The organism is Marivirga sp., from assembly GCF_035704835.1.
Classification (GTDB): Bacteria; Bacteroidota; Bacteroidia; order Cytophagales; family Cyclobacteriaceae; genus Marivirga.
On record NZ_DASSWQ010000074.1, the window covers coordinates 64,683 to 88,578 of the forward strand.

The 23,896-nt window shown below is 35.3% G+C and carries 24 protein-coding genes; 14 read left to right on the forward strand and 10 right to left on the reverse strand.

Annotated features, from left to right (window positions below; genetic code table 11):
* Positions 1-37: 37 nt before the first annotated feature.
* Positions 38-1,012 (reverse strand): porphobilinogen synthase, encoded by a 975-nt coding sequence (hemB, locus tag VFM92_RS12795; protein WP_325122613.1) that lies wholly within the window; start codon positions 1,010-1,012, stop codon positions 38-40.
* A 135-nt stretch (positions 1,013-1,147) separates the two neighbouring features.
* Here hemB and VFM92_RS12800 point away from each other — a divergent pair, with 135 nt between their 5' ends.
* A complete protein-coding gene (locus tag VFM92_RS12800) occupies positions 1,148-1,954 on the forward strand; it encodes a 5'-nucleotidase, lipoprotein e(P4) family (RefSeq protein WP_325122614.1) in 807 nt (268 codons plus the stop codon).
* Positions 1,955-2,009: 55 nt separating this feature from the next.
* Here the strand turns inward: VFM92_RS12800 and VFM92_RS12805 are convergent, their stop codons facing one another.
* From VFM92_RS12805 to VFM92_RS12830, 6 genes are all read right to left on the reverse strand, one after another.
* Positions 2,010-3,455, reverse strand: coding sequence for a GAF domain-containing protein (locus tag VFM92_RS12805; protein WP_325122615.1), 1,446 nt, complete (start codon positions 3,453-3,455; stop codon positions 2,010-2,012).
* A complete protein-coding gene (locus VFM92_RS12810) occupies positions 3,452-3,955 on the reverse strand; it encodes a TlpA family protein disulfide reductase (RefSeq protein WP_325122616.1) in 504 nt (167 codons plus the stop codon). The genes VFM92_RS12805 and VFM92_RS12810 overlap by 4 nt, the downstream gene beginning before the upstream one ends.
* Before the next feature lie 24 nt (positions 3,956-3,979).
* Positions 3,980-4,105 carry a hypothetical protein gene (locus VFM92_RS12815; RefSeq protein WP_325122617.1) on the reverse strand — a complete coding sequence of 42 codons (126 nt, stop codon included), beginning with the start codon at positions 4,103-4,105 and terminating at the stop codon, positions 3,980-3,982.
* A 192-nt stretch (positions 4,106-4,297) separates the two neighbouring features.
* Positions 4,298-4,621, reverse strand: coding sequence for a ribosome hibernation-promoting factor, HPF/YfiA family (hpf, locus tag VFM92_RS12820; protein ID WP_325122618.1), 324 nt, complete (start codon positions 4,619-4,621; stop codon positions 4,298-4,300).
* On the reverse strand, positions 4,621-4,971 hold the full coding sequence (locus VFM92_RS12825) for a hypothetical protein (protein ID WP_325122619.1): 351 nt from the start codon (positions 4,969-4,971) through the stop codon (positions 4,621-4,623). The genes hpf and VFM92_RS12825 overlap by 1 nt, the downstream gene beginning before the upstream one ends.
* A 334-nt stretch (positions 4,972-5,305) precedes the next feature.
* Entirely contained in the window at positions 5,306-5,806 is a 501-nt protein-coding gene (locus tag VFM92_RS12830; RefSeq protein WP_325122620.1) for a transcriptional repressor, read from the reverse strand.
* A gap of 348 nt (positions 5,807-6,154) precedes the next feature.
* Here VFM92_RS12830 and VFM92_RS12835 point away from each other — a divergent pair, with 348 nt between their 5' ends.
* The 12 genes from VFM92_RS12835 to VFM92_RS12890 all read left to right on the forward strand — a co-directional run bounded on the left by VFM92_RS12835 (position 6,155) and on the right by VFM92_RS12890 (position 17,937).
* Positions 6,155-8,584 carry a heavy metal translocating P-type ATPase gene (locus VFM92_RS12835; RefSeq protein WP_325122621.1) on the forward strand — a complete coding sequence of 810 codons (2,430 nt, stop codon included), beginning with the start codon at positions 6,155-6,157 and terminating at the stop codon, positions 8,582-8,584.
* A complete protein-coding gene (gene ccoS / locus VFM92_RS12840; protein ID WP_325122622.1) occupies positions 8,581-8,787 on the forward strand; it encodes a cbb3-type cytochrome oxidase assembly protein CcoS in 207 nt (68 codons plus the stop codon). Before VFM92_RS12835 ends, ccoS begins: the two co-directional genes overlap by 4 nt.
* The gene (ccoN, locus tag VFM92_RS12845) at positions 8,777-10,900 is read left to right on the forward strand and encodes a cytochrome-c oxidase, cbb3-type subunit I (RefSeq protein ID WP_325122623.1); all 2,124 of its coding nucleotides are present in this window, start codon (positions 8,777-8,779) and stop codon (positions 10,898-10,900) included. Before ccoS ends, ccoN begins: the two co-directional genes overlap by 11 nt.
* Before the next feature lie 11 nt (positions 10,901-10,911).
* On the forward strand, positions 10,912-11,115 hold the full coding sequence (locus VFM92_RS12850) for a cytochrome C oxidase Cbb3 (protein ID WP_325122624.1): 204 nt from the start codon (positions 10,912-10,914) through the stop codon (positions 11,113-11,115).
* Positions 11,096-12,064, forward strand: a complete 969-nt coding sequence (locus VFM92_RS12855; RefSeq protein WP_325122625.1) for a c-type cytochrome — start codon at positions 11,096-11,098, stop codon at positions 12,062-12,064. Before VFM92_RS12850 ends, VFM92_RS12855 begins: the two co-directional genes overlap by 20 nt.
* A 301-nt stretch (positions 12,065-12,365) precedes the next feature.
* Positions 12,366-13,778 carry a cytochrome c oxidase accessory protein CcoG gene (gene ccoG, locus VFM92_RS12860; RefSeq protein ID WP_325122626.1) on the forward strand — a complete coding sequence of 471 codons (1,413 nt, stop codon included), beginning with the start codon at positions 12,366-12,368 and terminating at the stop codon, positions 13,776-13,778.
* A 2-nt stretch (positions 13,779-13,780) separates the two neighbouring features.
* On the forward strand, positions 13,781-14,200 hold the full coding sequence (locus tag VFM92_RS12865) for a FixH family protein (protein ID WP_325122627.1): 420 nt from the start codon (positions 13,781-13,783) through the stop codon (positions 14,198-14,200).
* 2 nt (positions 14,201-14,202) lie between these two features.
* Entirely contained in the window at positions 14,203-14,904 is a 702-nt protein-coding gene (locus VFM92_RS12870; RefSeq protein WP_325122628.1) for a sulfite exporter TauE/SafE family protein, read from the forward strand.
* 94 nt (positions 14,905-14,998) lie between these two features.
* A complete protein-coding gene (gene gcvT, locus VFM92_RS12875) occupies positions 14,999-16,087 on the forward strand; it encodes a glycine cleavage system aminomethyltransferase GcvT (protein WP_325122629.1) in 1,089 nt (362 codons plus the stop codon).
* 187 nt (positions 16,088-16,274) lie between these two features.
* Positions 16,275-17,003, forward strand: a complete 729-nt coding sequence (gene ppgK, locus VFM92_RS12880) for a polyphosphate--glucose phosphotransferase (RefSeq protein WP_325122630.1) — start codon at positions 16,275-16,277, stop codon at positions 17,001-17,003.
* Positions 17,004-17,093: 90 nt separating this feature from the next.
* Positions 17,094-17,408 (forward strand): hypothetical protein, encoded by a 315-nt coding sequence (locus tag VFM92_RS12885; protein ID WP_325122631.1) that lies wholly within the window; start codon positions 17,094-17,096, stop codon positions 17,406-17,408.
* A 58-nt stretch (positions 17,409-17,466) separates the two neighbouring features.
* On the forward strand, positions 17,467-17,937 hold the full coding sequence (locus VFM92_RS12890; RefSeq protein ID WP_325122632.1) for a hypothetical protein: 471 nt from the start codon (positions 17,467-17,469) through the stop codon (positions 17,935-17,937).
* Positions 17,938-18,195: 258 nt separating this feature from the next.
* Here VFM92_RS12890 and VFM92_RS12895 read toward each other — a convergent pair whose 3' ends face one another.
* The 3 genes from VFM92_RS12895 to VFM92_RS12905 all read right to left on the reverse strand — a co-directional run bounded on the left by VFM92_RS12895 (position 18,196) and on the right by VFM92_RS12905 (position 22,506).
* Positions 18,196-19,743: an aldehyde dehydrogenase family protein gene (locus VFM92_RS12895; RefSeq protein ID WP_325122633.1), complete on the reverse strand. Its 1,548-nt coding sequence runs from the start codon at positions 19,741-19,743 to the stop codon at positions 18,196-18,198.
* A 610-nt stretch (positions 19,744-20,353) separates the two neighbouring features.
* Positions 20,354-20,926, reverse strand: a complete 573-nt coding sequence (locus VFM92_RS12900; protein WP_325122634.1) for a hypothetical protein — start codon at positions 20,924-20,926, stop codon at positions 20,354-20,356.
* A gap of 95 nt (positions 20,927-21,021) precedes the next feature.
* The gene (locus VFM92_RS12905) at positions 21,022-22,506 is read right to left on the reverse strand and encodes a nitrilase-related carbon-nitrogen hydrolase (protein ID WP_325122635.1); all 1,485 of its coding nucleotides are present in this window, start codon (positions 22,504-22,506) and stop codon (positions 21,022-21,024) included.
* Positions 22,507-22,980: 474 nt separating this feature from the next.
* Between VFM92_RS12905 and VFM92_RS12910 the strand changes: the two genes are divergently transcribed.
* A complete protein-coding gene (locus VFM92_RS12910) occupies positions 22,981-23,739 on the forward strand; it encodes a helix-turn-helix transcriptional regulator (RefSeq protein ID WP_325122636.1) in 759 nt (252 codons plus the stop codon).
* Positions 23,740-23,896 lie beyond the last annotated feature (157 nt).

Below are 23,896 nucleotides of genomic sequence, written 5' to 3' on the forward strand. Positions count from 1 at the left end.
GGTCAGACGACAGTCATACTAGCTCATCAGCTCGATTCTATTTTCTCAACATCTGAGCAGCTTCCTTAGCAAAATAACTTAAAATCACATCAGCTCCAGCTCTTTTGATACTTAATAAACTTTCCATCATGGCTGCTTCTCCATTAAGCCATCCTTTTTCTGCTGCTGCTTTTATCAAGCTATATTCCCCACTTACATTATAAGCTGCAATTGGTAATTCATTACTTTCTTTCAATAAATGAATCACATCCAAATAAGCCAAGGCTGGTTTAACCATAAGAAAATCTGCTCCTTCTTGTGCATCCAATTCTGCTTCGATTAATGCTTCATATTTATTGGCGGGGTTCATTTGATAAGTTTTCTTATCACCCGATTTTGGGGCAGAATCCAGAGCATCACGAAAAGGACCATAAAATGCCGAAGCATATTTCGCACAGTAACTCATAATGGAGGTATTTTCAAATCCATTTTCGTCCAAAACCTCTCGTATAAATTCTACCCGTCCATCCATCATATCGGAAGGGCCAATGATATCGATACCAGTTTCTGCTTGTGCCAAAGCCATATCTGCCAGCACATCCAAGGTTTCATCATTGAGGATATTGCCATTTTCATCCACAATACCGTCATGGCCATCGCTGCTATAAGGATCCATGGCAACATCCGTCATGATGCAAGCTTCTGGAAATTTGGATTTAATTTCTCTTAAAGCTTTTAGATAAAAAAAACTCTCATCTGCACTTTTGGTGGCCATTTTATCTTTATGCTTTTCCTCCACAACAGGAAATATATCAAAAGCCTTAATGCCTAACTTCAAGCATTCCTCCATTTCTTTCAACATTAAATCAATGGTGAAACGATAAATTCCTGGCATGCTATTCACTTCTACTTTCTTATTTTGTCCTTCCAATAAAAATAATGGGAAGATGAAATCTTTAGTAGTTAAAGTAGTTTCTTCTACCATTTCTCGAATGGCTGCTGACTTACGATTTCTTCTTGGGCGTATTAACATAAATATTGCTTTTAATAAGCCCAAAGTTAAGCTTTTCTGAAATGGAAATTAGAATTGCATTTAAAAAAACGTGAAAGCTTCATTATACTTATCAATTTACCTTCTACTTTTGCATCATCTTATAAATTCTATTTTATGCGTTCGTTTATCTTTATTATCTCTGTTTTTACAGTTAGTGCCTGTCAGCCCATCTCCAAAGAAAAGCCTCTGACTTCCGAAGAAAAACTTTCCATGCAATTGGGAAATGCTACTTTATGGTTTCAGCAATCTGCAGAGATGGAAGCTTCATTTTTGCAAGCCTATCATAAAGGTAAAATGTTGTTGAAAATAAAGATGGATACACTTTCTAATTCTGAATTAAAACCAGCAGTAGTTTTAGATTTAGACGAAACGGTTTTGGATAACAGTCCTTATGAAGCAAGACTATTTTTAGAGGGTAAGAATTACGGCTCAGAAAGCTGGGAAAAATGGTGCAAGGAAGCCAAAGCTGAAGCACTTCCGGGTGCAGCAGATTTTTTAAACTTTGCCGATAGCTTAGGATTGCAAATATTCTACGTTTCCAACAGAAAAATAGGAGTTTTCGAACCTACTCTGAAAAATTTGAAAATATTGAAATTGCCTCAAGCAGAGAAAGAACACCTTTTATTGCGCACTACTAAAAGTGACAAAACAGAAAGAAGAGAAATGGTAAAAGCAGGCCATAATGTTTTGCTCTACATAGGTGATAATTTGACTGACTATGATCAAAAATTTGCTGATAGAGATAGCACATTAGGAAAAAGTCTAGTAAAAAAGTATAGAAAAGAACTCTTACATAATTTCATCATGCTTCCTAACCCTATGTATGGCGAATGGGAATCTGCCATTTATGGAAATGAGTTTACTAAAACTGCGGATGAGAAATTGGAGTTGAGAAGAAGAATATTAAATACTGCTCGATAAATTGATGATAAAAAATTAGCCTGTCAATAGGAACAGGCTAATTTTTTCAGTGACATTAAGTTTTTTCAGCAAGTTGCTTTTTCAGCTCTTCATTTTCTTTTTGAGAATCCGCTAGCATCTTTTCATAATCATTTTGAGTTCTTTGCATTTCTTCTTGAGTAGCCGATAACTCTTCCATGTTTTGACGCATTTCTTCTTCCTGAGCTCTCATTTCTTCAGTTTGCTGCTGTGATTGTTCGTAAAGCTCAGTAGTTTTTTGATTAACCTTAGCTGTATTCAATGCCATCGCGATGCTCTCCCCAGCTTTTTCTAAAAACTCGCGTTCAAATTCCATCAAAACTCTAAAACTAGCCAGTTCTATCACACCTTCTATTATATCATCTCTTTTTACGGGAGTAATCACAATCGATTTTGGATTAGCATCTCCTAAACCTGATTTGATGTTGATATAGTTTTCAGGGACCTCCGTTAGATAAATACTATCTTTTTCTTGATAGGATTGACCCACTAAGCCTTCACCTGGCTGAATTCTTTTATTTATTTTCTTCCTTCTGTCATAAGCATAACATCCTTCCAGTTCCAAGAAAATATCATCTCCTTCTTCTTTCACAATAAAAAAACCTCCCTGATTGAGTTTCATGTATTTCACTAAAAACTCAATGACTTCATAAGTTAGGTCCTTCAGATTATTTCCATTATCTCTAATAATATTAGATAACTCCGCCAATCCTTTATTGGTAAAGCGTTCTTGGTCTTCCCTAATCGAGCTTTTCTTTAAGCTATCTCTCATATCCATTAAGGCACTGCTTAAAGGATCATCTTCATTTAAGTCAAATTTCTTATCGTAATTATTATTGGCAATTTCTTTTGCAAATAAAATATTCGTTTTAGTGGTTTTATCTTTTTCTTCACTCTCCACTAACTTTTCAAACAATAATTTTGATCTAGCACGGCTATTAATCGAATATACAGAGGCTATCACCACTGCAACAGCTACCAAACCTGCATGAAATAGAAAAGTCTGTAAATCCATATAATCCAACTGAGTGAAATAAATGGATTGATAAGCTTCATTATTATTTACAAATCCTAAATATTGAATGTATGCAAAAATACCGTGATGGATTCCTATTAAAAGTGCTGCAGGTAAAAATACTTTGTAATTCTGATAAGCCATTAAAACAATGATGGCTATAAATGCCGTATAGTGCATTTCAAAAAGCCCGTGCATTTGGTAAATAAACTGAGCCATAAAAATTCCCAATACCAAACTACCTATATAATGATGAGCATAGGTCTTTTTTAACAAAACTTTTACGCCAAAATACAAAACTAAGGATAATGAACCCACTCCTAATCCCACCAACCATGTATCGTAAAAAAAAGCTAGAAATATCCCAAACAAGTAATATCCACCAATAGTGATTTCAGTTACTCTATCGGCCTTCTTATAAATTTCGTTAAAATAGGGCTTAAATTGCTTATTTGAAACTGCTGTCATAAACTTAAAAAGTTAAAAAATTTATCCACTCTTGTACTTGTATTACCATTTGCGGGCAGTTCACACCCATAAGCCACAGTTGCTAGTTCAGGAAATATCGGTGGTTCTCTCCCTTCCACCATTGCCGAAAGCGCTAAGCTTGCGAATTTTGTATTTTGCGTGGTGCAAAATCTTGCTTTATTGTAATTACCACTGAAATAGATTTGTTGATTTTTAATTAATACGGCCTGAGGAGTACTGTAAACGCCTAATTGCTCAGCTATTACCCCTTCACGATCCAATTGGATTTTTATCCCTAAATCATATTTATCCTTAAAATTTTGAATTTCGCTCTCCTCTTTATCCACCGTTTCCAGAATTGCCAAAAACTTAACTTCTGAGCCATATTGAATAACAAGATTCTGGAATTCTTTTATATTGAAACGCGAGCAAGGACAATCGAAATTGTAGAAATGAATGAATAGTTGTTCATCATTCTGCAACCCTAATGTGGCAAGCAAATCATTTGATAAAGAGTCACCACTTTAAATATTGGTGTAATTAACTGGAACCGGAGTTGGCTTTGAGAATTTCCATTCCTGATGCCAAAAAATATATCCTATTCCTGTAAAAATGGAAAGTGTTAATACGACTGCAATAAATATTCTCATTAAAATTTTCTCAAAATGCTGCCTAAGATAATCTACTTATTTCATTATTGTTTGAAAAATACGGAATTTTGTAGGCAAACGGATTTCGGAATATTAAATTAATATTAGCTTGTTACAATAGTATAAAAACTCTGTCAGAATACAATGAAATACTTGCATTAAACCCTGAATGCCCACTATTTTAAATAAAAATTACATTTTATCAGGTCGGCCCTGATGTCTGTCTTTTACTTTTTCCTTGGCTTTTCTCACATGTCGTTTGGCAACTTCGTAACAATCTTGACCTGCTGATACGAAGCTATCGCCTTCACCAGAAACATAAATATCATTTCCTGGCAAAAAGACTTTTGCGTCTACAGTTTTCTCTCCATTTTCATCATTCGCATTTGATTTTAAATACAAATCAATACCAACGATTTGGTCATTATATTTTGAAAGCTTATTGAACATCTCACGCATGTGATTATTCAAATCTTGACTTATATTAAAATCTACAGGTTCTAAAGTAATATCCATTATGATAAGTTATTTTGGTACAAATCTGAAGTTTCTATCGTTTCGGCAATTTCGCGCAAATCAGGAATCAAATTAAAAACCTGCTGGTGCCCTATTTCCGCTTCTTGATTGTAACGAGCATTTCTAAATGCCACCAAAGTCTCAATATTTATTTCAGCAGGGAGTTTTTGATTTTCCGACAATTCTCTAGCAGCTTGACCCATTTCTTGAAGATATTCATAAACCGTTTCTTTCACTGGCTCATTTCTTCTGAAATCTTCATAGGTCATACCGTCAGTTTGCGCGTTTATTTGTGCGATATTACCGACTATACTATTTAAGTGCTGTATTGTTTCTTGTAATTGCATCATACTATATTAAGCGATTACAAGACGGTTTTGTTGCGGTTTTCAGAAATTTGATAGTATTTTAATGCATTTCAATTTTCTCTTACAAATACTATTTAACAAAACTTTATTTCAGAAGACGGCACCATAAAAAACACCCCTAAAGTCCCCTCAAGGGGACATTCTCACGGATGTAAATTTCCATAAGACTACAATTTATGTCTCAATTTTCTAAATTATTTAATGAAAAAAGTAGCGCTAAATCAAATTAAAATGCAAAAGAAAACTCCTTGTGGTCTCCCCCCTTGAGGGGGGGAAGGGGGGGGTGTTTAATTTTTATATCAAACTCACTTTACAATCAACCTTTAACCACTTCTTTTCTTTTCAGGTTTTCACAATTATCAATCGTGCAATCTCCATAAAAAACCAAAGAATGATGTTTGATATCTGAACCTAAGGACTTCCCTACTCGCTTCTTAATATCTTCAATGCTTGGGTCTAAAAACTCTTTGATTTTCAGACAATTATTGCATACCAAATGGTCGTGGTGCTCATAGGTTAATGCCGGTTCATAAAGCGCATTTTTATCTTTAAAATTATGCTTTACTACCAAACCGCATTCCACTAATAAATCTATGGAATTATAAACCGTTGCTCGGGAAATGGTATATTCCTTATTTCTCATTCTCAAGAATAGTGTCTCTACATCAATATGTTCATCTTGAGGTAAATAGTAGAGCTCTTCCAGAACGGAATATCGCTCGGATGTTTTTCTTAAGTGCTGGTCATTCAAATATTCATCCAATATGTTTTTTGCACGTTGCAAAATTTCCTTCATCACCGGTTTAGACATCGACATCTTGTAGTTCTTTTGTATGGATTCTAAAATTAAATTACACAAAGGCTAGTCATTTGATTCTGATTTTCAAGCAGATCTAGTGGTTCTTGTGTAATTGCCTAATAGACTCTATTTAATAATAAGGTCTAAGTTAAGTTTTGAATATGAAGTTTAAAATATCAAAGCTGTATTTTATTGAAGTTTAAAGCCATTCTAAACAAGAAAGTATGTATAAACTATTGTTCCATTTACATATGTAATTAATTTTTATTAGATTACAGTTGATAAATCTCAAGTCGAAACCTGATTTAAGTCATGTTTTTGGAGTTCGGCAGCTAGTACTTTTGAAAAAGAAAAAATTAGCACCTAATGAGTATATCAAAAGCAAAAAATCAAATCCTCGAATGCCGCCATTGTGGGGAGAAATGCGACCAAGAGCTTATTGAGAATCAGGGTCATAATTTCTGCTGTGAAGGCTGCCGTATTGTGTATGAAATTTTGCTGGAAAATGACCTCGATAATTTCTATTCTGTTGCCGATTCACCAGGTGTCAGTTCAAAAAAGAAAAAAATTCAAAATTTTGATTTTCTAAAAGATAAAGCCTTTTCCAACAGCCTACTAGATTTCAAAAATGAAGAAATCAGTAAAGTTAGATTTTATATTCCAGCCATTCATTGCAGTGCCTGCATCTGGCTTTTGGAAAAACTTTATAAACTCCACTCGGGCATTATTAGTAGCCGAGTAGATTTCAATAAGAAAACTGTAATCATTTCTTTCAAGCATCAGGAACTTTCTTTGTTGGAATTAGTGAAGCTGTTGGATTCCATCGCCTACACTCCCGATATTCAATTAGATAATAAAAAATCCAATACTTCTCCTTATAGAAGAATATGGCTCCAAATCGGTATTGCGGGTTTTGTATTTGGAAATAGCATGCTGTTCAGTTTGCCCGAATATTTCGGACTGGATTTATTTGATGAAGATATTTTATCTAAAATATTTCCATTCCTTAATGCTCTATTAGCACTGCCTGTAGTGTTTTTTACCGCTCAAGATTATTTCAAATCGGCTTGGGCAGCTCTAAAACAAAAGCAAATCAATATGGATGTGCCTATTAGCATTGGTATCATCACACTGTTTACCTATAGTTATTACATCATTTTTTTCCAATCGGGATTAGGTTATATCGACTCGCTGTCTGGATTGGTTTTTTTCCTACTTATAGGAAAATACTATCAGCAAAAAACATTTGACCACTTAAGGTTTGATAGAGATATTCAATCTTTCTTCCCATTATCGGTAACAAAAATAAAAGGTCAGCAAGAGGAACAAGTATTGCTCAACAGCATTATTCCTTCAGATATTCTGAAAATTAGAAATGAAGAAATCATTCCTGCAGATAGCCTATTGATTTCAGATGAGGCTTCCATCGATTACAGTTTTGTAACAGGGGAATCCGTTCCGGAAATCAACCAAAAGGAAGAATTGATTTATGCAGGTGGTAGGTTAAAAGGCGCGGCAATCTTAGTGCAAGTAAAGAAAAGTCCTTCTCAAAGCTATTTAGCACAACTCTGGGATGATGAATCCATTCAACAAGGCGCTAAAGCACAAGTTCAAAGCACTGCTGATAAAATCAGTAAGTATTTCACTGCAGTTGTTTTAGCCATTGCTATTATCTCTTTTGGAACTTGGATTTACTTAGGTGATTTTGAAAGTGGCATCAGAGCATTTACCACTGTTCTAATAGTAGCTTGTCCTTGTGCTTTGGCACTTGCCACACCTGTTACTTTAGGATATGCCATGAGAGTGCTGAGCAAAGCAGGCTTTTTCGTAAAAAGCACCCAGTCAGTGGAAGACCTGTCAAAAATCGATTCCATTGTTTTCGATAAAACCGGCACGCTAACTTATTCCGACAAGGCAGAGGTCGTTTTTGATGGAAATATGCCAGAGCACAAAGTTTTAGCAGCAGTAAAAACCCTATTCAATCAATCTAAACACCCATTATCGCAAATTATTTATAATTGGCTCCCATTTTACCCAGCTCAAAAAATCGAAGACTATAAGGAAATAAGCGGACAGGGAATCAGCGCCAAGGTAAATGGTCAAATCATCAAATTGGGCAAAAAACAATTTGTAGATAATCAAGAAACTGATTTTGATAAAAAGGCCAGTAGCTCTCAAGTTTACATAAATGTAGACGGCTTGACTTACGGTTGCTTCAACATAAAGCATGTTTTTAGAAAAAATATTGGAGATTTATTTAACAGTCTCAGCACCAATTACAAATTGAATTTATTATCGGGCGATCAGGCATCTGAAAAAGAATTCTTAAAGCAATGGTTACCAGAGGAAAACATGTACTTCGAACAATTGCCAGGAGACAAAAAAGAATTTATCACTAAATGGCAAGATGCACACCAAAAGGTCATGATGGCTGGTGATGGATTAAATGATTCCGCGGCCTTGCGCAAAAGTGATTTCGGTTTGGCTATCACTGAATCTACGAGTCAATTCAGTCCGGCTTGTGATGGCATCCTTTTTGGCGAAAACCTGAAGCAACTACCCAATATCATGAGATTTTCAAAAGCAGCTTTCAGATTAGTGATAGCAGGCTTTGTGTTGTCATTTTTATACAATGTGGTGGGCTTAAGTTTTGCAGTACAAGCACTTTTATCACCTGTAATCGCTGCTATTTTAATGCCGATAAGTTCATTTTCAGTGGTGCTTTTAGCAACACTGGGAACTCGATATTTAGCGGGTAAATATTTAATAAACTTCGAAAAAAGCAGGGATTTATGAACATACTGGTAGTATTAATAATCGTGAGTTTGATAGTGGCAAGCGGCTTTTTAATTGCATTTATCTGGGCAGTCCGCTCTGGTCAGTACGATGACGCCTCCACTCCTTCCTACAGAATGCTTTGGGATGATGCCACTACTAAAAAAGAAAGTAAAAAGAGTAATCAATCAACAAATCATAAACAACAATCAAATGGGAATTGAAAAGTTTCATTATGACAACAAAGTCGTCAAATACTTTGCTATAGCAACAGTAATTTGGGGTGCCATCGGGATGTTGGTCGGTCTTTTAGCCGCCACTCAGATGTTTGCACCAGAGGCTAATTTAGGTTCGGAATATACTACTTTCGGTAGGATTAGACCTTTACACACCAATGCCGTTATTTTTGCATTTGTGGGGAATGCCATCTTTGCCGGAGTTTATTATTCCATGCAAAGACTCCTTAAAACCCGAATGTTTAATGATGCACTTTCCTGGATAAACTTCTGGGGTTGGCAGCTTATTATTCTTTCAGCTGTGATTACCCTTCCAATGGGTTTCACCTCTTCTAAAGAATATGCTGAATTAGAATGGCCAATTGATATTGCCATTGCCATTATTTGGATAGTTTTTGGTATCAATATGATTGGTACAATCATCAAAAGAAGGGAGAAGCATATGTATGTAGCCATCTGGTTCTACATCGCTTCTTTTATAACCGTGGCCGTTTTACATGTAGTAAACTCCTTTGCTATACCAGTGGATTTCATGAAAAGTTATTCAGCCTTTTCCGGTGTTCAAGATGCATTGGTGCAATGGTGGTATGGACATAATGCGGTGGCATTCTTTTTAACCACTCCTTATTTAGGCTTGATGTATTACTTTTTGCCTAAAGCTGCCAACCGACCGATTTATTCTTATAAATTATCGATTGTCCACTTCTGGGCATTAATATTCTTATATATCTGGGCGGGTCCTCACCACTTGCTCTATACTTCTTTGCCTGAATGGGCTCAAGCATTAGGTACTGCCTTCTCCATTATGTTGATTGCTCCGTCTTGGGGTGGTATGGTAAATGGATTATTAACCTTAAGAGGTGCTTGGGACAAAGTAAAAGAAGACCCAATTCTGAAATTTATGGTCGTGGCGATTACCGCTTACGGTATGGCCGTTTTCGAAGGACCAATGTTGTCATTGAAAAGTGTAAATGCAATTGCTCACTACACCGACTGGATTGTAGCACACGTGCACATTGGGGCATTAGGTTGGAATGGATTCTTGACTTTCGGTATGTTGTATTGGATGATTCCTCAAATGTGGAAGACGAAATTGTTCTCTAGAAAATTAGCGAATACTCACTTCTGGCTGGGAACCTTAGGTATTATATTCTATGCTTTGCCTATGTATGTGTCAGCATTTACACAGTGGTTGATGTGGAAAGAATTTACACCAGAAGGAATTTTGCAATACCCAAACTTCTTATCTACCACATTGCAAATTATCCCAATGTATATGATAAGAGCATTCGGAGGTTTGCTTTACTTGTCAGGAGTTTTTGTAATGGTATATAACTTAATCAAAACTGCTAAAGCAGGAAATTTTGTAGCGAATGAAGCAGCTGAAGCTCCTGCCTTGGAAAAAGCAGTAAGTAAAGGAAAAGAGTATTGGCACAGAGTATGGGAAAGAAAGCCAATTTTCTTTACCATTTTAACTACAATCGCCATTCTATTGGGTGGAATATTTGAATTGATTCCTTCTTTTATGATGAAAGACAATGAAGCAACCAAAATTGAAGCGGTTAAGCCCTATACTCCACTGGAATTAGAAGGTCGGGATATTTACATCAGTGAAGGCTGTGTGGGCTGTCACTCTCAAATGATTCGTCCTTTCCGATACGAGACGGAACGATATGGCGAGTATTCCAAAGCAGGGGAATTTGTTTATGACCACCCATTCTTATGGGGATCAAAAAGGACTGGGCCTGATTTGCATAGAGTAGGTGGTAAATATCCTGATTCTTGGCATTTCAATCATATGTATGACCCAAGATCCATGTCACCAGGCTCTACCATGCCTCCGTATCCGTGGTTGCTCCAACAGCCATATGATTTAGAAGGGCTTCCTGATAAAATCACGGTCATGAGAAAATTAGGAGTCCCGTATGAAGAAGGTTTTGAGGAAAATGTGGAAGCTAACGCATTGGCTCAGGCCAAAGGAATTGTGAAAAGTCTTGAGGCAGATGGAATTGAGACAGTTCCTGAAGCTAAGATTGTAGCCTTGATTGCTTACTTGCAAAGATTAGGTACTGATATCAAAGTTGAAACAGCTGATAATTAAATTAAAAAGACATGTTTAAGCACTATTTCGAAACAATTGATAATGTGGAAATTTTCCCCATCATTTCGCTGAGTATATTCTTTATTTTCTTTGTAGGCCTGATTTGGTGGGTGATAAAAGCAGATAAGAATTATATCAATAAAATGAAATCCTTACCAATGGAAGAGGACAATGTTACATTCAAAAATGATTCTAATGATGAAAAAAATCACTGAAATGATATGGAGCAGCCTTTTCCTTTGGGGGATTGGCTCGCCAACCGCTTTGGCGCAATCAACAGAAGCCCTAGCTGATATAGAAATTGAAAAGGTTTCTATGAGGGAACAATTAATGCAAACAGAACAAGGCCGACTATTACTTTTAATAGGTGGTCTGTTGCTTATCTTAATTTTCTTAATGGTTATTTTGGCGGTATTAATGGTTAAAACTGCTAATCTCATTCTGAAAAAGAAAAAATTTGAAGATGGCGTAGTTCATTTAACTTTCTTGCAACGATTTAAGCAAAAATGGATTACGGGTAGATTTAAGCCAATTGACAAAGAAGGCGATATGTTGCTCGACCATGATTATGACGGTATTAGAGAAATGGATTACGGAATGCCTCCATGGCTTCGCTATATTTTCATAGGTACATTTCTTTTTGCAGTATTTTATGTTCCTGCTTATTTGATTTTTGATATTATCCCAGACCAACAATCTGAATATCAAGCCTCAATTGATGATGCAGCGCTTAGAGCAGAAGCACGTGCAAAAGCTGGTATAGTTCAAATTACAGCTGAAACTGCAGAATTACAGTCTGATGAAGCCGTAATAAAAGCAGGACAGGTTTTGTATAAAAAGAACTGTGCCGTTTGCCACGCTGATGATGGTGGCGGAGGCGTTGGCCCTAACTTAACGGATAATTACTGGATTCACGGAAATGATATAAAAGGTGTATTTACCACAGTTTCTGAAGGTGTTCCTGCAAAAGGGATGATTCCCTGGAAAGGAAATATGAGCCCAAAGCAAATACAGGATGTTTCTAATTATGTGTTGAGTTTAGTAGGCTCCAGCCCTGCAGCTCCTAAAGAACCGCAAGGTGAAATCAGAAAGCGTATAAACGCAGAGGAAAGAATTGAAGAGAATGTGGATGAATTACCTGAGGTTGATAGTGTAGAAGAATAGAGTGCAAGAACAAATAGATTCCTGAAAATTTCATTTAGTGTCCTTCGTCACTAAATAGAAATTTCAGGAATAACGGAAGTGCGTTTAAAGGATTTATATGCATACCCGCTTTATGATTAAAACTCATAATATGGAAAATGTGATAAATTATGCACCCGAATAGTTCCGTGCGTCATTCCTGCGAAGGCAGGAATCTATTGATTTTAACCTTTGGTTAAAATTTAGAGAAAGGCAAGAATGAAAATAACAATAAGACCTTCCAAGTTTTCAAAACCTAGAAGGTCTCTAATCAATAAGCAAAATGGATAATTTAGACCAAGAACAGTTTAGAGGGCAACTCGCCACAGTAGGCGAGCAAGGGAAGAGGAATTGGATTTATCCAAAAAAGCCAAAAGGGATATTCCATAACTATAGAAGAGTTTTGGCATGGTTGCTTTTGATACTATTTTTTGCGGGACCATTCATTAAAATTGGAGGTCATCCTTTATTGCTTTTCAATGTTTTTGACAGACAATCTGTAATTTTAGGCAGCGTCTTCTGGCCTCAGGATACGCATTTATTACTATTTCTTTTATTAATTTTTGTAGTCTTTATCTTACTCTTTACCGTGGTCTTTGGACGGGTCTGGTGTGGTTGGGCATGTCCGCAAACCGTATTTATGGAAATGGTTTTCCGTAAAATCGAGTACTGGATTGAAGGAGATGCGAACCAACAAAGAAAACTGGTTAACGCACCGTGGACTTGGAATAAAATCTGGAAGAAAACCACCAAACAAGGGGTTTTTCTCTTCATTTCATTTTGGGTATCGCATACTTTTATGGCTTACTTGATTGGAATTGGAGAAATGTCTGAAGTGATTCAAGCAGGCCCTGAAGCCAATTGGAGTGCTTTTACTGGTTTATTAGTCTTTACTGGTATTTTCTATTTTGTGTTTTCCTATTTCAGGGAGCAAGCTTGTACAGTAGTTTGTCCCTATGGAAGATTGCAGGGTGTTTTTCTTGATAAAAAATCCATAGTCGTAATATATGATTGGTTGCGAGGTGAGCCAAGAGGAAGACTAAAAAAGAATGAGCCTCAAGCAGACAAAGGCGATTGTGTGGATTGCAGTTTATGCGTACAAGTTTGCCCTACAGGAATTGATATCAGAAACGGGACACAAATGGAATGTGTAAATTGTACCGCTTGTATCGATGCATGTGATGAAGTAATGCTTAAAGTCAACAAACCAAAAGGACTAATCCGTTTTGATTCCGAAGAAGGTGTTGAGAAAAAGAAGAAAAAATTATTTACTCCAAGAGTAATGGCATATTCAGCCATAATGGTAGTTTTAGTAGTAGCAATGGGATTCTTATTGGTTGGAAGAGCACCAATAGAAGTCACTTTAACCCGTACTCCTGGCTCTATTTATCAGATTAAAAATGATAGTATCATCAGCAATATGTATCAAATGGAGATGATTAATAAATCCTTTGATGCCATGAATTTGACTTATAAGGTAAAGCCAAAATCAGCTGCTTTATTTTTCCCTTCAGGACCAATTGAAGTTCTGGAAGGACAAGAAAAAGAAGATGTTTATGTTTTCGTTGAAATGTCAAGAAATGAATTTGCCAAAATAGACGAAAAAATTCAAGTTGAAATTTACCGGGATGATGAGTTAATCCAAACCATTGATTCAAGATTTCCAGGACCACATACATTCAGTAAAGCACAATAATTATGAACTGGGGAAATAAAATAACTTTAGTATTTATAGGCTTCGTGATTTTGGTAATCACCATGGTGGTCATCAGCGTAAATCAAGAAATCCATATGGTAGAAGAAGATTACTATAAAGAAGAAATAGCCTATCAAGGTAAAATGGAGGAAATTAAAAATGGCCATAATTGGGAAGGCACGATTTCAGTAAAACAAGAAGGAAATAATTTAGCCTTGATTTTTACTGATGCTCAAAAAGTAGAAGGAAAAGTCCAATTTTTCCGCCCTTCAGATGCCAATTTAGATTTCTTTGTTCCCATTTCAGAAGAAGTGAACATCCCAATTGAAAAATTTAAAGCAGGCAATTGGAAAGTTTCCTTTAGTTGGGAGGCAGAAGGCAAAAAGTATTTTAAAGAAGAGCAGATTTTTATTCAGCGATAAGGATGATTTGGGCAGCGCTAAGCATAGGTTTATTAGGTGGAATACATTGCACTTTTATGTGTGCGCCACTAATGTTAGGTGTTTTCCGTAATCAATCCATGGCGTGGGGATTTGCAGCTTATCAAACTGGGAGAATCATCACCTACATTATTTTGGGACTAGCCTTAGCTTTTGTAGGAGAAAGCTTATCCATTTTAGGCTGGCAAAACAGCCTCTCTATCGTAATGGCAATTTTTATAATTTATTTCTATGTTTTGCCCGCTAGATTCAGATTTTTAAAATTTCTTAATAAAATAGAATCCGTTCCTTATCAGAAAGTAAAAAACGGTTTTAAAAAATTTATTGGCAAACAAGATATCCTATCTAGGTTTTCAATTGGCATGTTAAATGGACTTTTGCCTTGCGGATTAGTCTATTTAGCCCTTTTAAGCTCTTTTACTACTAAAACCATTATGGATTCTGTGGTGTTTATGGCTGTTTTTGGATTAGGGACACTACCCTGGATAATCGGAAGTGTTTGGGCGGGAAAGATAACCTTCAGGAAATTAAGTGGCTTCACTCAAAAATTAAGACCTGTCCTAGCATTAACATTAGCTTTGTTCCTTTTCCTAAGAGGAATGGAAGTACAATTTATTCATATCCCTCTTCCTGATTTAGGACAAACTCAAACTACTCTGGATATTCCTATTTGTGGGGAGAGGTAAAAATGTAGATTATAACTTTCTCACACCCCTTCCAAAATCCCATATTTTCCATACTTTTGCTTATCAGGAACTTTAATACAATAATGTACTTACTATGGAATTGAAGAAAGTAGCAATAAATCACATTCACGAGCAATTAGGTGCCAAAATGGTGCCTTTTGCTGGTTATAATATGCCTGTTTCTTACTCAGGTTTAATCGAAGAGCATAATACAGTCCGCAATGCAGTTGGGATTTTTGATGTATCCCATATGGGAGAATTTCTTATCTCAGGCTCAAAAGCATTGGATTTAATTCAAAAAGTTTTTAGTAATGATGCCTCTACTTTGGTTGTAGGAAAAGCACAATATGGCTATTTGCCAAATGATAAAGGCGGGATTGTGGATGATTTACTGGTTTACAAAATCGGTGAAGAGGAATATATGTTAGTGGTAAATGCCTCCAATATTGAAAAGGATTGGAACTGGATTTCCAAACAAAATGAGGAATTCGGAGCTGTAATGAAAAATATATCAGATGATTTTTCTCTTTTTGCAGTACAAGGACCAAAAGCTGAAGACACATTGCAGAAGCTGACAACGGATATGGATCTTTCTGCTATCAAATTCTACAACTTCCAAGTTGCTCCCTTTGCTGATGCAAAATATGTGATCATGTCCAATACTGGTTATACTGGCGCAGGCGGATTTGAAGTTTATATGCACAATAAGGATGCAGAAAGTATCTGGCACAAAATCATGGATGCTGGTGAAGAATTTGGCATCAAAGCAATCGGCTTAGGTGCTAGAGATACATTAAGAATGGAAATGGGTTTTTGTTTATACGGAAATGACATTGATGACACCACCTCTCCTATTGAAGCAAAATTGGGATGGGTCACAAAATTCACCAAAGACTTTATCAATTCTGAAAATCTTAAAAAACAAAAAGAAGAAGGCGTTGAAAATAAATTGGTAGGTTTCCACATGCTAGACAGAGGCATTCCAAGAAAAGGCTATGAAATATTGGATATTGACGGTAACACCATTGGTTTAGTCACTTCTGGTACACAATCTCCTACATTAGGTCATGGCATTGGAATGGGCTATGTAAAAACAGCGTTTTCGAAACCGGAAACCGAGATTCAAATTGCTGTTAGAAAGAATAAGTTAAAAGCAGTAGTGAAGAAAATACCGCTTATTTAATTACATTTTACAATAAAAATCCCTGCTTAGAGAAATTAAGCAGGGATTTTTTTTATAATCCAGTATCAACTGATGCCTAAATATGAAGATATAATTTTCAATGGTCCATCATTTACCACAAACACCAAATTATTTTTTTCAAGTAAAATTTACCCTAACTTAAGTATTTAAATTTAACATATCACATTTGGAAGTATTAGGCATTGACATCGGAGGTTCTGGCATGAAAGCAGCCATAGTAGATTTAGAAAATGGCGAATTTATAAGTGAACGAAAAAGATTTCAAACCCCCAAACCAGCTACACCAGAAGCCATGATGGAAACTGTAATTCAATTACAGAACCATTTTGATTGGTCGGGTTCTATAGGTTGCGGTTTTCCCGCAGCCATAATCGATGGTATTGTTAAAACAGCCTCAAATATCGATAAAAGCTGGATTGAAAAACCCTTGGCCAATATGATTAAAAAAGCTACAGGATGCGACACAAGAGTAATGAATGACGTGGATGTGGCAGGTTTGGCTGAAATGAGATTTGGAGCAGGAAAAGGACTAAAAGGTACCATATTGGTTTTGGCTTTAGGCTCTGGAATAGGTTCAGCTCTATTTCATAACCAACAACTTATGCCAAATACCGAGCTAGGTCACATTCAATTTAGAGGTGATAAAGCAGAGGCTTCTGTAGCTAATTCTATTCGAGAAAAAGAGGATTTAAGCTGGGAAGTCTGGGGAAAGCGATTGAATTCATATTTAGTAGAAGTCCACAAATTAGTATGGCCAGACTTAATCATTATTGGTGGTGGGGTGAGTAAAAAATTCCAGAACTATCAAAAATTTATTGATGAAAATCTTAAAGTTATACCTGCTGAATTGAGAAATCATGCCGGTATAGTGGGTGCAGCAAGTCAATTTTTATAAATCTCAAATAATATAGCAGCATTTTTACGTAAACAAATTTTATATATATTTACGATATACAAAATTGTTCAACTATAAAATATTTAGATCATGAAAAAATTAAGCAAACTATTTTTCATATTTTCATTAGTGATTTTAGGCTCATTTTCAGAAGTGAGTGCTAGCAACGCAGAAAAAGAAGCGACAAAAGAAACACGCACCCTAAGCAATGCAGAAATAAAGCAACTGAAAAATAGAGTTGAAGAAATTCAGAATCTTGATAAGTCTGAATTAAGTTGGAAAGAAAGAAGAGAAATAAAGAAAGAATTAAAAGAAATAAAGAAAACTTTAGACTTAGATAGTAGAATTTCCATTTCAGTTGGAGCTCTTATTATAATAGTACTATTATTAATTATAATTTTATAAATAATTTTAAATTTTGTGTATTTTACATAATTTCATGCAAAACTAAAGATACACAGATATGAAAAAATTAAGTACCTCATTATTAGCACTATTTATTTTATCCGTTGGTTGCACCTCCATTAACAAAACAATGAAGCAGCCTAATACTCTCGTAAGATTTGAAAAACAGGATTTTGAATTTTCAGAGCAGCTAACTGCTGATGCTACCACTACACGGATATTAAATATTGACTTCGAAAGATTATTAAATAAAGAAGGAGCTACCATAGAAAATGAAATATCACAAGGTGGTCCTTTAGACCAGGCAGCTTATAAATTAATAAGCTCTTTACCAGTTTACGGTACATTATTAAATGACCCAACGGCTAGTTATGCGCTTTATAATTTAATGAAGGCTAATGAAGGCTATGATGTAATTTTTTATCCTCAGTACGAAGTCAAGGTTAAGAGACCGATTTTAGGATTGGGCTTTATACTGAAAATAACGGATGTTAAGGTTAATGCTAAACTGGCGAAAATAAAAGAATAATTACTAAAGTCGGTAGGTTGAAAGACCTACCGATTTTCTTCCTTTAAATATACCCACCCTCTCCCAAATATTCATTTTAGTAATTTAGCGTTTTCTATTATCACTCCAAACTATGCTCTTAAGTTTATTATGCATAATCAATTCTTATTGAGTTAAAACTACATAGATAGCATCTTATTAATATTAAAATGAATCGACTGTAGATAATTAAAGCAAAAAAAGCCCACCCGAAAAGGGCAGCCTATTTGAGTGGTACATTTAACTTCTATTTTCGGGTAATAAGGTGTATTCAGGGAAGTTACCATGTAGCTTTTCATTATCGCTAGTTTTAGTGACTGCCTCCACCAAATATTTACCTCCAACGAAACATCCTTTCCAAGATTCACCAATTCCGCCAAAAGTAGCTTCATTATCACCTCTGGACTTCATTTTATTGATACCAACTTTATAACCTCTTAATTGTGAAGCAATCTCTTGAGCCTCTTGTGCATTATCACAAGCTATTGAACTCACCAATGCGCCATTAGAAACATTCATTTCATTGATTAATTCATTTTTATGATCTACTAAAATAATGCTGGCCAGAGGGCCAAAAGGTTCATGATGGTATAAATCAGCATTTCTAGATAAATTTAATAAAGCAGCTGGTGCGTAATAAGCGGAAGTATCTTGATTAGGTAAGAATAAATTATCATCCAGTTCTGCCTGATAAATAGAAACTGCTCCTTTACCTAATGCATCATTATACATCACATCCAATTCCCTTACTTTTTCGGAATTGATAAGCGGACCAAAATCATAATCAGGAAGTTCCTTCTCCCCTTCTTCCACCAATAATGGATGTCCGTAAGTTAGAGATTTAAGCACTGGCAAGTACATTTCCAGAAACTTGGGAAATAAATTTCGCTGCACGACATAGCGTACATAGGCTGTGCATCTTTGTTTGCCATATTTAAAACCTGATTTGATTTGCTTGGCTAAATTGTCCCAATCGGAAAATTCCCATACGCCATAAGTATTAATGCCTTCCATTTCCAGCATATACCTTTTATTTACATTATAAAGAGAGCTTGCTATAGACCTTCCGTTGCTTTTGCCTCCTACATAAGAAAGACAATCCACTGCTTCATGGGTAACCAAAGCCTCACTTAAAATTCTACCTGAACCACTAATTAATGAAACTGGTAATCCTTCTCTTTTGGCTAAAGCAAAGCAAACGGTCAAAGACCAAAGGCCACCATCCGATGGTGTTTTTGCAATGATTGTATTGCCTGAAAGCACTTGCACCATACAGGCATGAACTAAAACTGAAAGCGGATAATTCCATGAGGCAATATTGGAAATTACGCCTAATGGCTCTCTTTTTCCTATCATTTCCTCAATATTTTCTAGATACCATCTTACGCCATCAATGCATCTTTGGACTCCATCTACTGCTTGAGGAAATGGCTTTCCTATTTCCCAAACCAACACTAAAGCTAAAAGCTCTTTTTGTGCGTCAATCGCATCTATGGTTTTGCTTACTAATTCTTTGCGTTTATCCAGTGGGACTTTGCTCCAGTCTTTAAATTCCTGAGCACAATATTCCACTGCCTCCTTTCCATCCTGACTTTTCATCATAGGATAGAAACCTAATTGTGTTCCATCCAGACAAGAGTTAAAGGGTTTTAAATTCATTTGATTATTCCAATTCCCCTTAATAAGATTCATCACATTGCCTTGTTCATTAAATGCTTCAGGAATTAGATTTTTGAGCTGACCAAGTAGAACTGACCACTCTGCTTTGGGTAAAATATGCTTTGCCATAGTTTAATTTTTTTTTCGATTAACCTTTGGTGAAAAAAATATGTTTTGACAAATACCGAGATAGGAAATTACATTTTTTTTCAATTACGAATTACGAATTGATCAATTATGAAATAAACAGCCAATGGAAGTAGATTTGGTTAGCTATTTAATCTATTCAATTAGATTTATTTGCAATTCAAATGCTGATAATCAATTACAAATCCACTTCAACCCTCCTCCCAGCTTCTTTCCTATTCACATAATCCTCTATCAAAACATTTTAAACCGTGTTAATGAATACAAAAAGACCAAATCCAAATAATATATTGCCCTGGTAATAATCTTACTTTCCTAAAAAATATTATTTTTTCCTAAGTTATTTTAGTGCTTCCTAAGTCTGTATATCTCTTTCCTGAACATTTTTTGGCTTTCCTGAGTACTAATTTGTACTTTCTGAGTTTCAGGAAGTGATTTTTTTCATCAGGACTTATTTAAAGCAGGCTTAATCTCAAGTACCTTACCTTATAAGGAAAAAGTCCAAGCGGACGCTTGAACTATAGGGGGTTAGCCATAAAGAAGCGCTATAACTTTAATAAATAAGACAGAAGTGAATCTTTTCCTCACAGATTTAAGCATTGTTTGGTTGCGCAATATTTTTTGCCTCTTTTCTGAATAAAAGTAAGGCAAGTCCAGTCGCAAAAACTATACAACTGATTAACATTAAATTTCCATTGTTCCAGATAAAAAAGGAAAGGCCAATAAAGGGTGCTCCTATTATTACCATATTCGCACTTATGGGATTTGTTTTTATAAAGTTTAAGGCGTGAGTTGATAGTCCTAAAAAGAGTAAAGATGGCCCAACAATAACAAAAGGATACAAAATTGATGGAGTATTACTTATTTGCTCTCTCAACAGATCTCTTCCAACATCATCAGTTCCAAAACTCCACATTATAAAGTCAATTGTGCAAAGTCCAATGTGCCCAATAACACCTAATGCAGTTATTACTGAGGCAACGGAATTAATCCTATTTTTTGGAAACACATCATTAAATGAAAACAGTAAAACTGCCCCAATCAGATTGAACCAATGCGCTAAATCGATATGCTTTTGAGCATTTAATGATATTTGAGAAAAAAGCACATAACTAAGGACGAAGAAAAATAAACCTATTGAACAAAGGGTTTTTGATTTTATCATGTTTTAATTTTTAGTCAGTGTGTTTTATATTTTTTTATGCCAATTGCTGTACTATGGTAAAGCTATAAACTGCAGCTATTTATTTGAGCTAAATATTAATTTTCTTCAGCTTTTTTCTTTCTAATTACTATTGTGACCAAAATAAGCGAGAGCAAACAGAAAACAATAAAACTATCTCCAATGATAGAATATATAGTCTTCCTTCCTTTTGTTGGAAGTTGCGTTACCAGTACTTTACTATTATCCGTAAAATGATTCATTTCACTAATTACATTTCCTGTATAATCTGCCCCTATGGAATGACCTAAACTAGCTTGTCTGACCAAATTAAAGCCTTGCTCAATCGCTCTAAACTTGGCGATATTAGCGTGTAATAGGTCAACTTCTTTAAAATCATTACTTGGTGCCAACAGAATATCAGAACCTTTAGCCTCCTTCATGTAATTGGGGAAATCTAAATCAAAGCATATTACTCCTGCGATCGTTCCATATTCAGTTTCTATTTTTTGGATTCCGGTAGTTTTATTATTGCTAATTGGAGCCTCTACACCAGGAACTGAAATACCCTTCCAATAATCAATAACCTTGCTTCCATTTTTGTTGAATAGAACAAATTTATTTTCAAGATATTTGCTATTTGTAGGGTCTACTACCGCTACACCCAAACCTAAGTATATATTTTGCTCAGAAGCAATTTCACTGGCTTTTTCATACAATTCACTTTCGTCCTCCTTGAGTATTACAGCATTTCCTTCTGCCCAAAAAACTATTTTCGCTCCAGCTTTTGCTTCTGCAATACTTCTATCAAATAAATAGTCATTTAATTTAGATGTATTTCTTCTCGCTTCAATTTTAGCATCATCTGCTGTTTCTTTGTTATTAATTCCCTGAATATCAATCCCAGCATTAAGGCTATCTAATGCAGAAATAGAAGCAATGCGAATAGTTTCAGAATTGGGTTTTTGAAACTGTACTCGATAACCACCATAGAGTAAGGTTAAGCCCAAAACAAGACTATAAATGAGCACTCCTTTTTTTACATAACTCCATTCATTTCTATGCTCATAAATCCAATTGCAAACAGAGGCAAACCAAGTAATCAAAAATGTGATATAACCTAAACCAAAAACAGAAACAGATTGAAGTAGAACAGTTTGTGATTCTTGGGTATAGGCAAAGTGCCACCAAGTTCCAAAAGGGTCAAAATAATGATACGCATACTCTATTAAAACAGCAGTTGTGGGAAAAATAAGGGTGCTTATAAAAGCGCTTCTATGTTTCGAAAAGAATGAATCAATTAAGTAGGGTAAAGAGAATGCCAGACTAAAAATTATAGTGATAGTGATTACCGCAGAAATGGGTAAAAATGGTGCAACATCCATACCTATGTAATACCCTATTCCTATAACCAGAAAGGCTAATAAAAAACCTTTCCACCTAGGAAATTTTCGAACTGTAAAAAGCAGTAGAGCTGTAAAAATCCAAATAGCAAAAAAGACAGCATATTGTCCATTTGAAAATACAGAAAGAATTAATAAGGTAAGGGCAAACAGAATTTTTTTGATAATATTAGCTTTCATTTTAAGGTTTTGTTTTGTCTGTTTCAAAACTATTACCATAAAATCATAATAATGCTACACCAGAGTGTAGTTCTATACTATTGTTTAAAAAGGTTCTACTGTTATTTTAGTGGAGAAATAAGATCGCTGAAAGAAAAAACAACCTATAATAAATAGTTACAGATTCGTACTTAATTGAATTAATGGCACTTGTAATGAACTTCTTTTTCTTTTGTCTACTATAAACAAGATTGACCGCAGGCGTCTAAAGACGCTTAAAATGTCTCGCATAACCTGTCCCGCACTTTAGTCGGGAGGCGCTAAGCCGCAAAGTTTTCGCAAAGGAAAATTTTTGTTATCTTCTTTGAAGTTCAGTCTATAAGACTGCGAATACTTGAAACTAAAGAAACAATTCCGTAGGCATCCCTATGATAAATAGTAGAATTACCATTAAATTCGTGGTAGAGCCTTTAAAAAAAGTATCACCATAGATTAATGGATAATAAGAATTCCTTTTTTTCGAATAGAAATACCGTAAGAGACTTGACAGCTGCAGATGTACAAAATGCAAGCGATTATCTCGAAGTTGTGAAAGCTATCTCAAGAGCTACGAACCAAAGTATTTATATTATAGACTACCAAAAAAAGGGATTTGAATATGTTAGCAATAATCCGCTTTTTTTAAGCGGTCATACTGCCGAAGAAGTTTGTGAAATGGGCTATGAGTTTTATTTCAAATATGTGCCGGCAGATGATTTGGAATTGCTATTGAAAATAAATACGGTTGGTTTTGATTTTTATGAAACCCTTCCCTTAGAAGACAGGAAAGACTACTCTATATCTTATGATTTCCATTTGACAAATAATGAAGGGAAATTGATTCTGATCAATCAAAAGTTAACGCCCATATTTTTAACGGAAGAAGGTAAAATATGGAAAGCGATTTGTTTAGTCTCCTTGTCAACAGAACAGAAATATGGCAATATTATAATACAGCGGAATAGATATAATGAAACCTATAAATATGAGTTAAGTAGCTGTTGCTGGCAGCGAATAGAAAAAATAGAGTTATCGGATAGAGAAAAGGAAATACTACGCTATTCAATTAGAGGCTATAGCATAAATGAGATTTCCGAAAAACTATTTATTTCTTCCGATACCGTTAAGTTTCATAGAAGAAAATTATTCGAAAAATTAGAGGTTAGTAATATAAGTGAAGCTATTTCCTATGCCTCTCAAAATGAGCTTATTTGATGGTTCAATGCGTTTTTTAAAGTGAATTTAATCTTGTTGGCTAGTGGTAATAAAAATAGCAAAAATACTTGCCCAGAGAGCTGGGATTAGAAGGAGGAGTTTTGGGGATTTTTCGTGGGGTGGTTGGTGGTTTAATGATTTTCAACGATTCGTATAT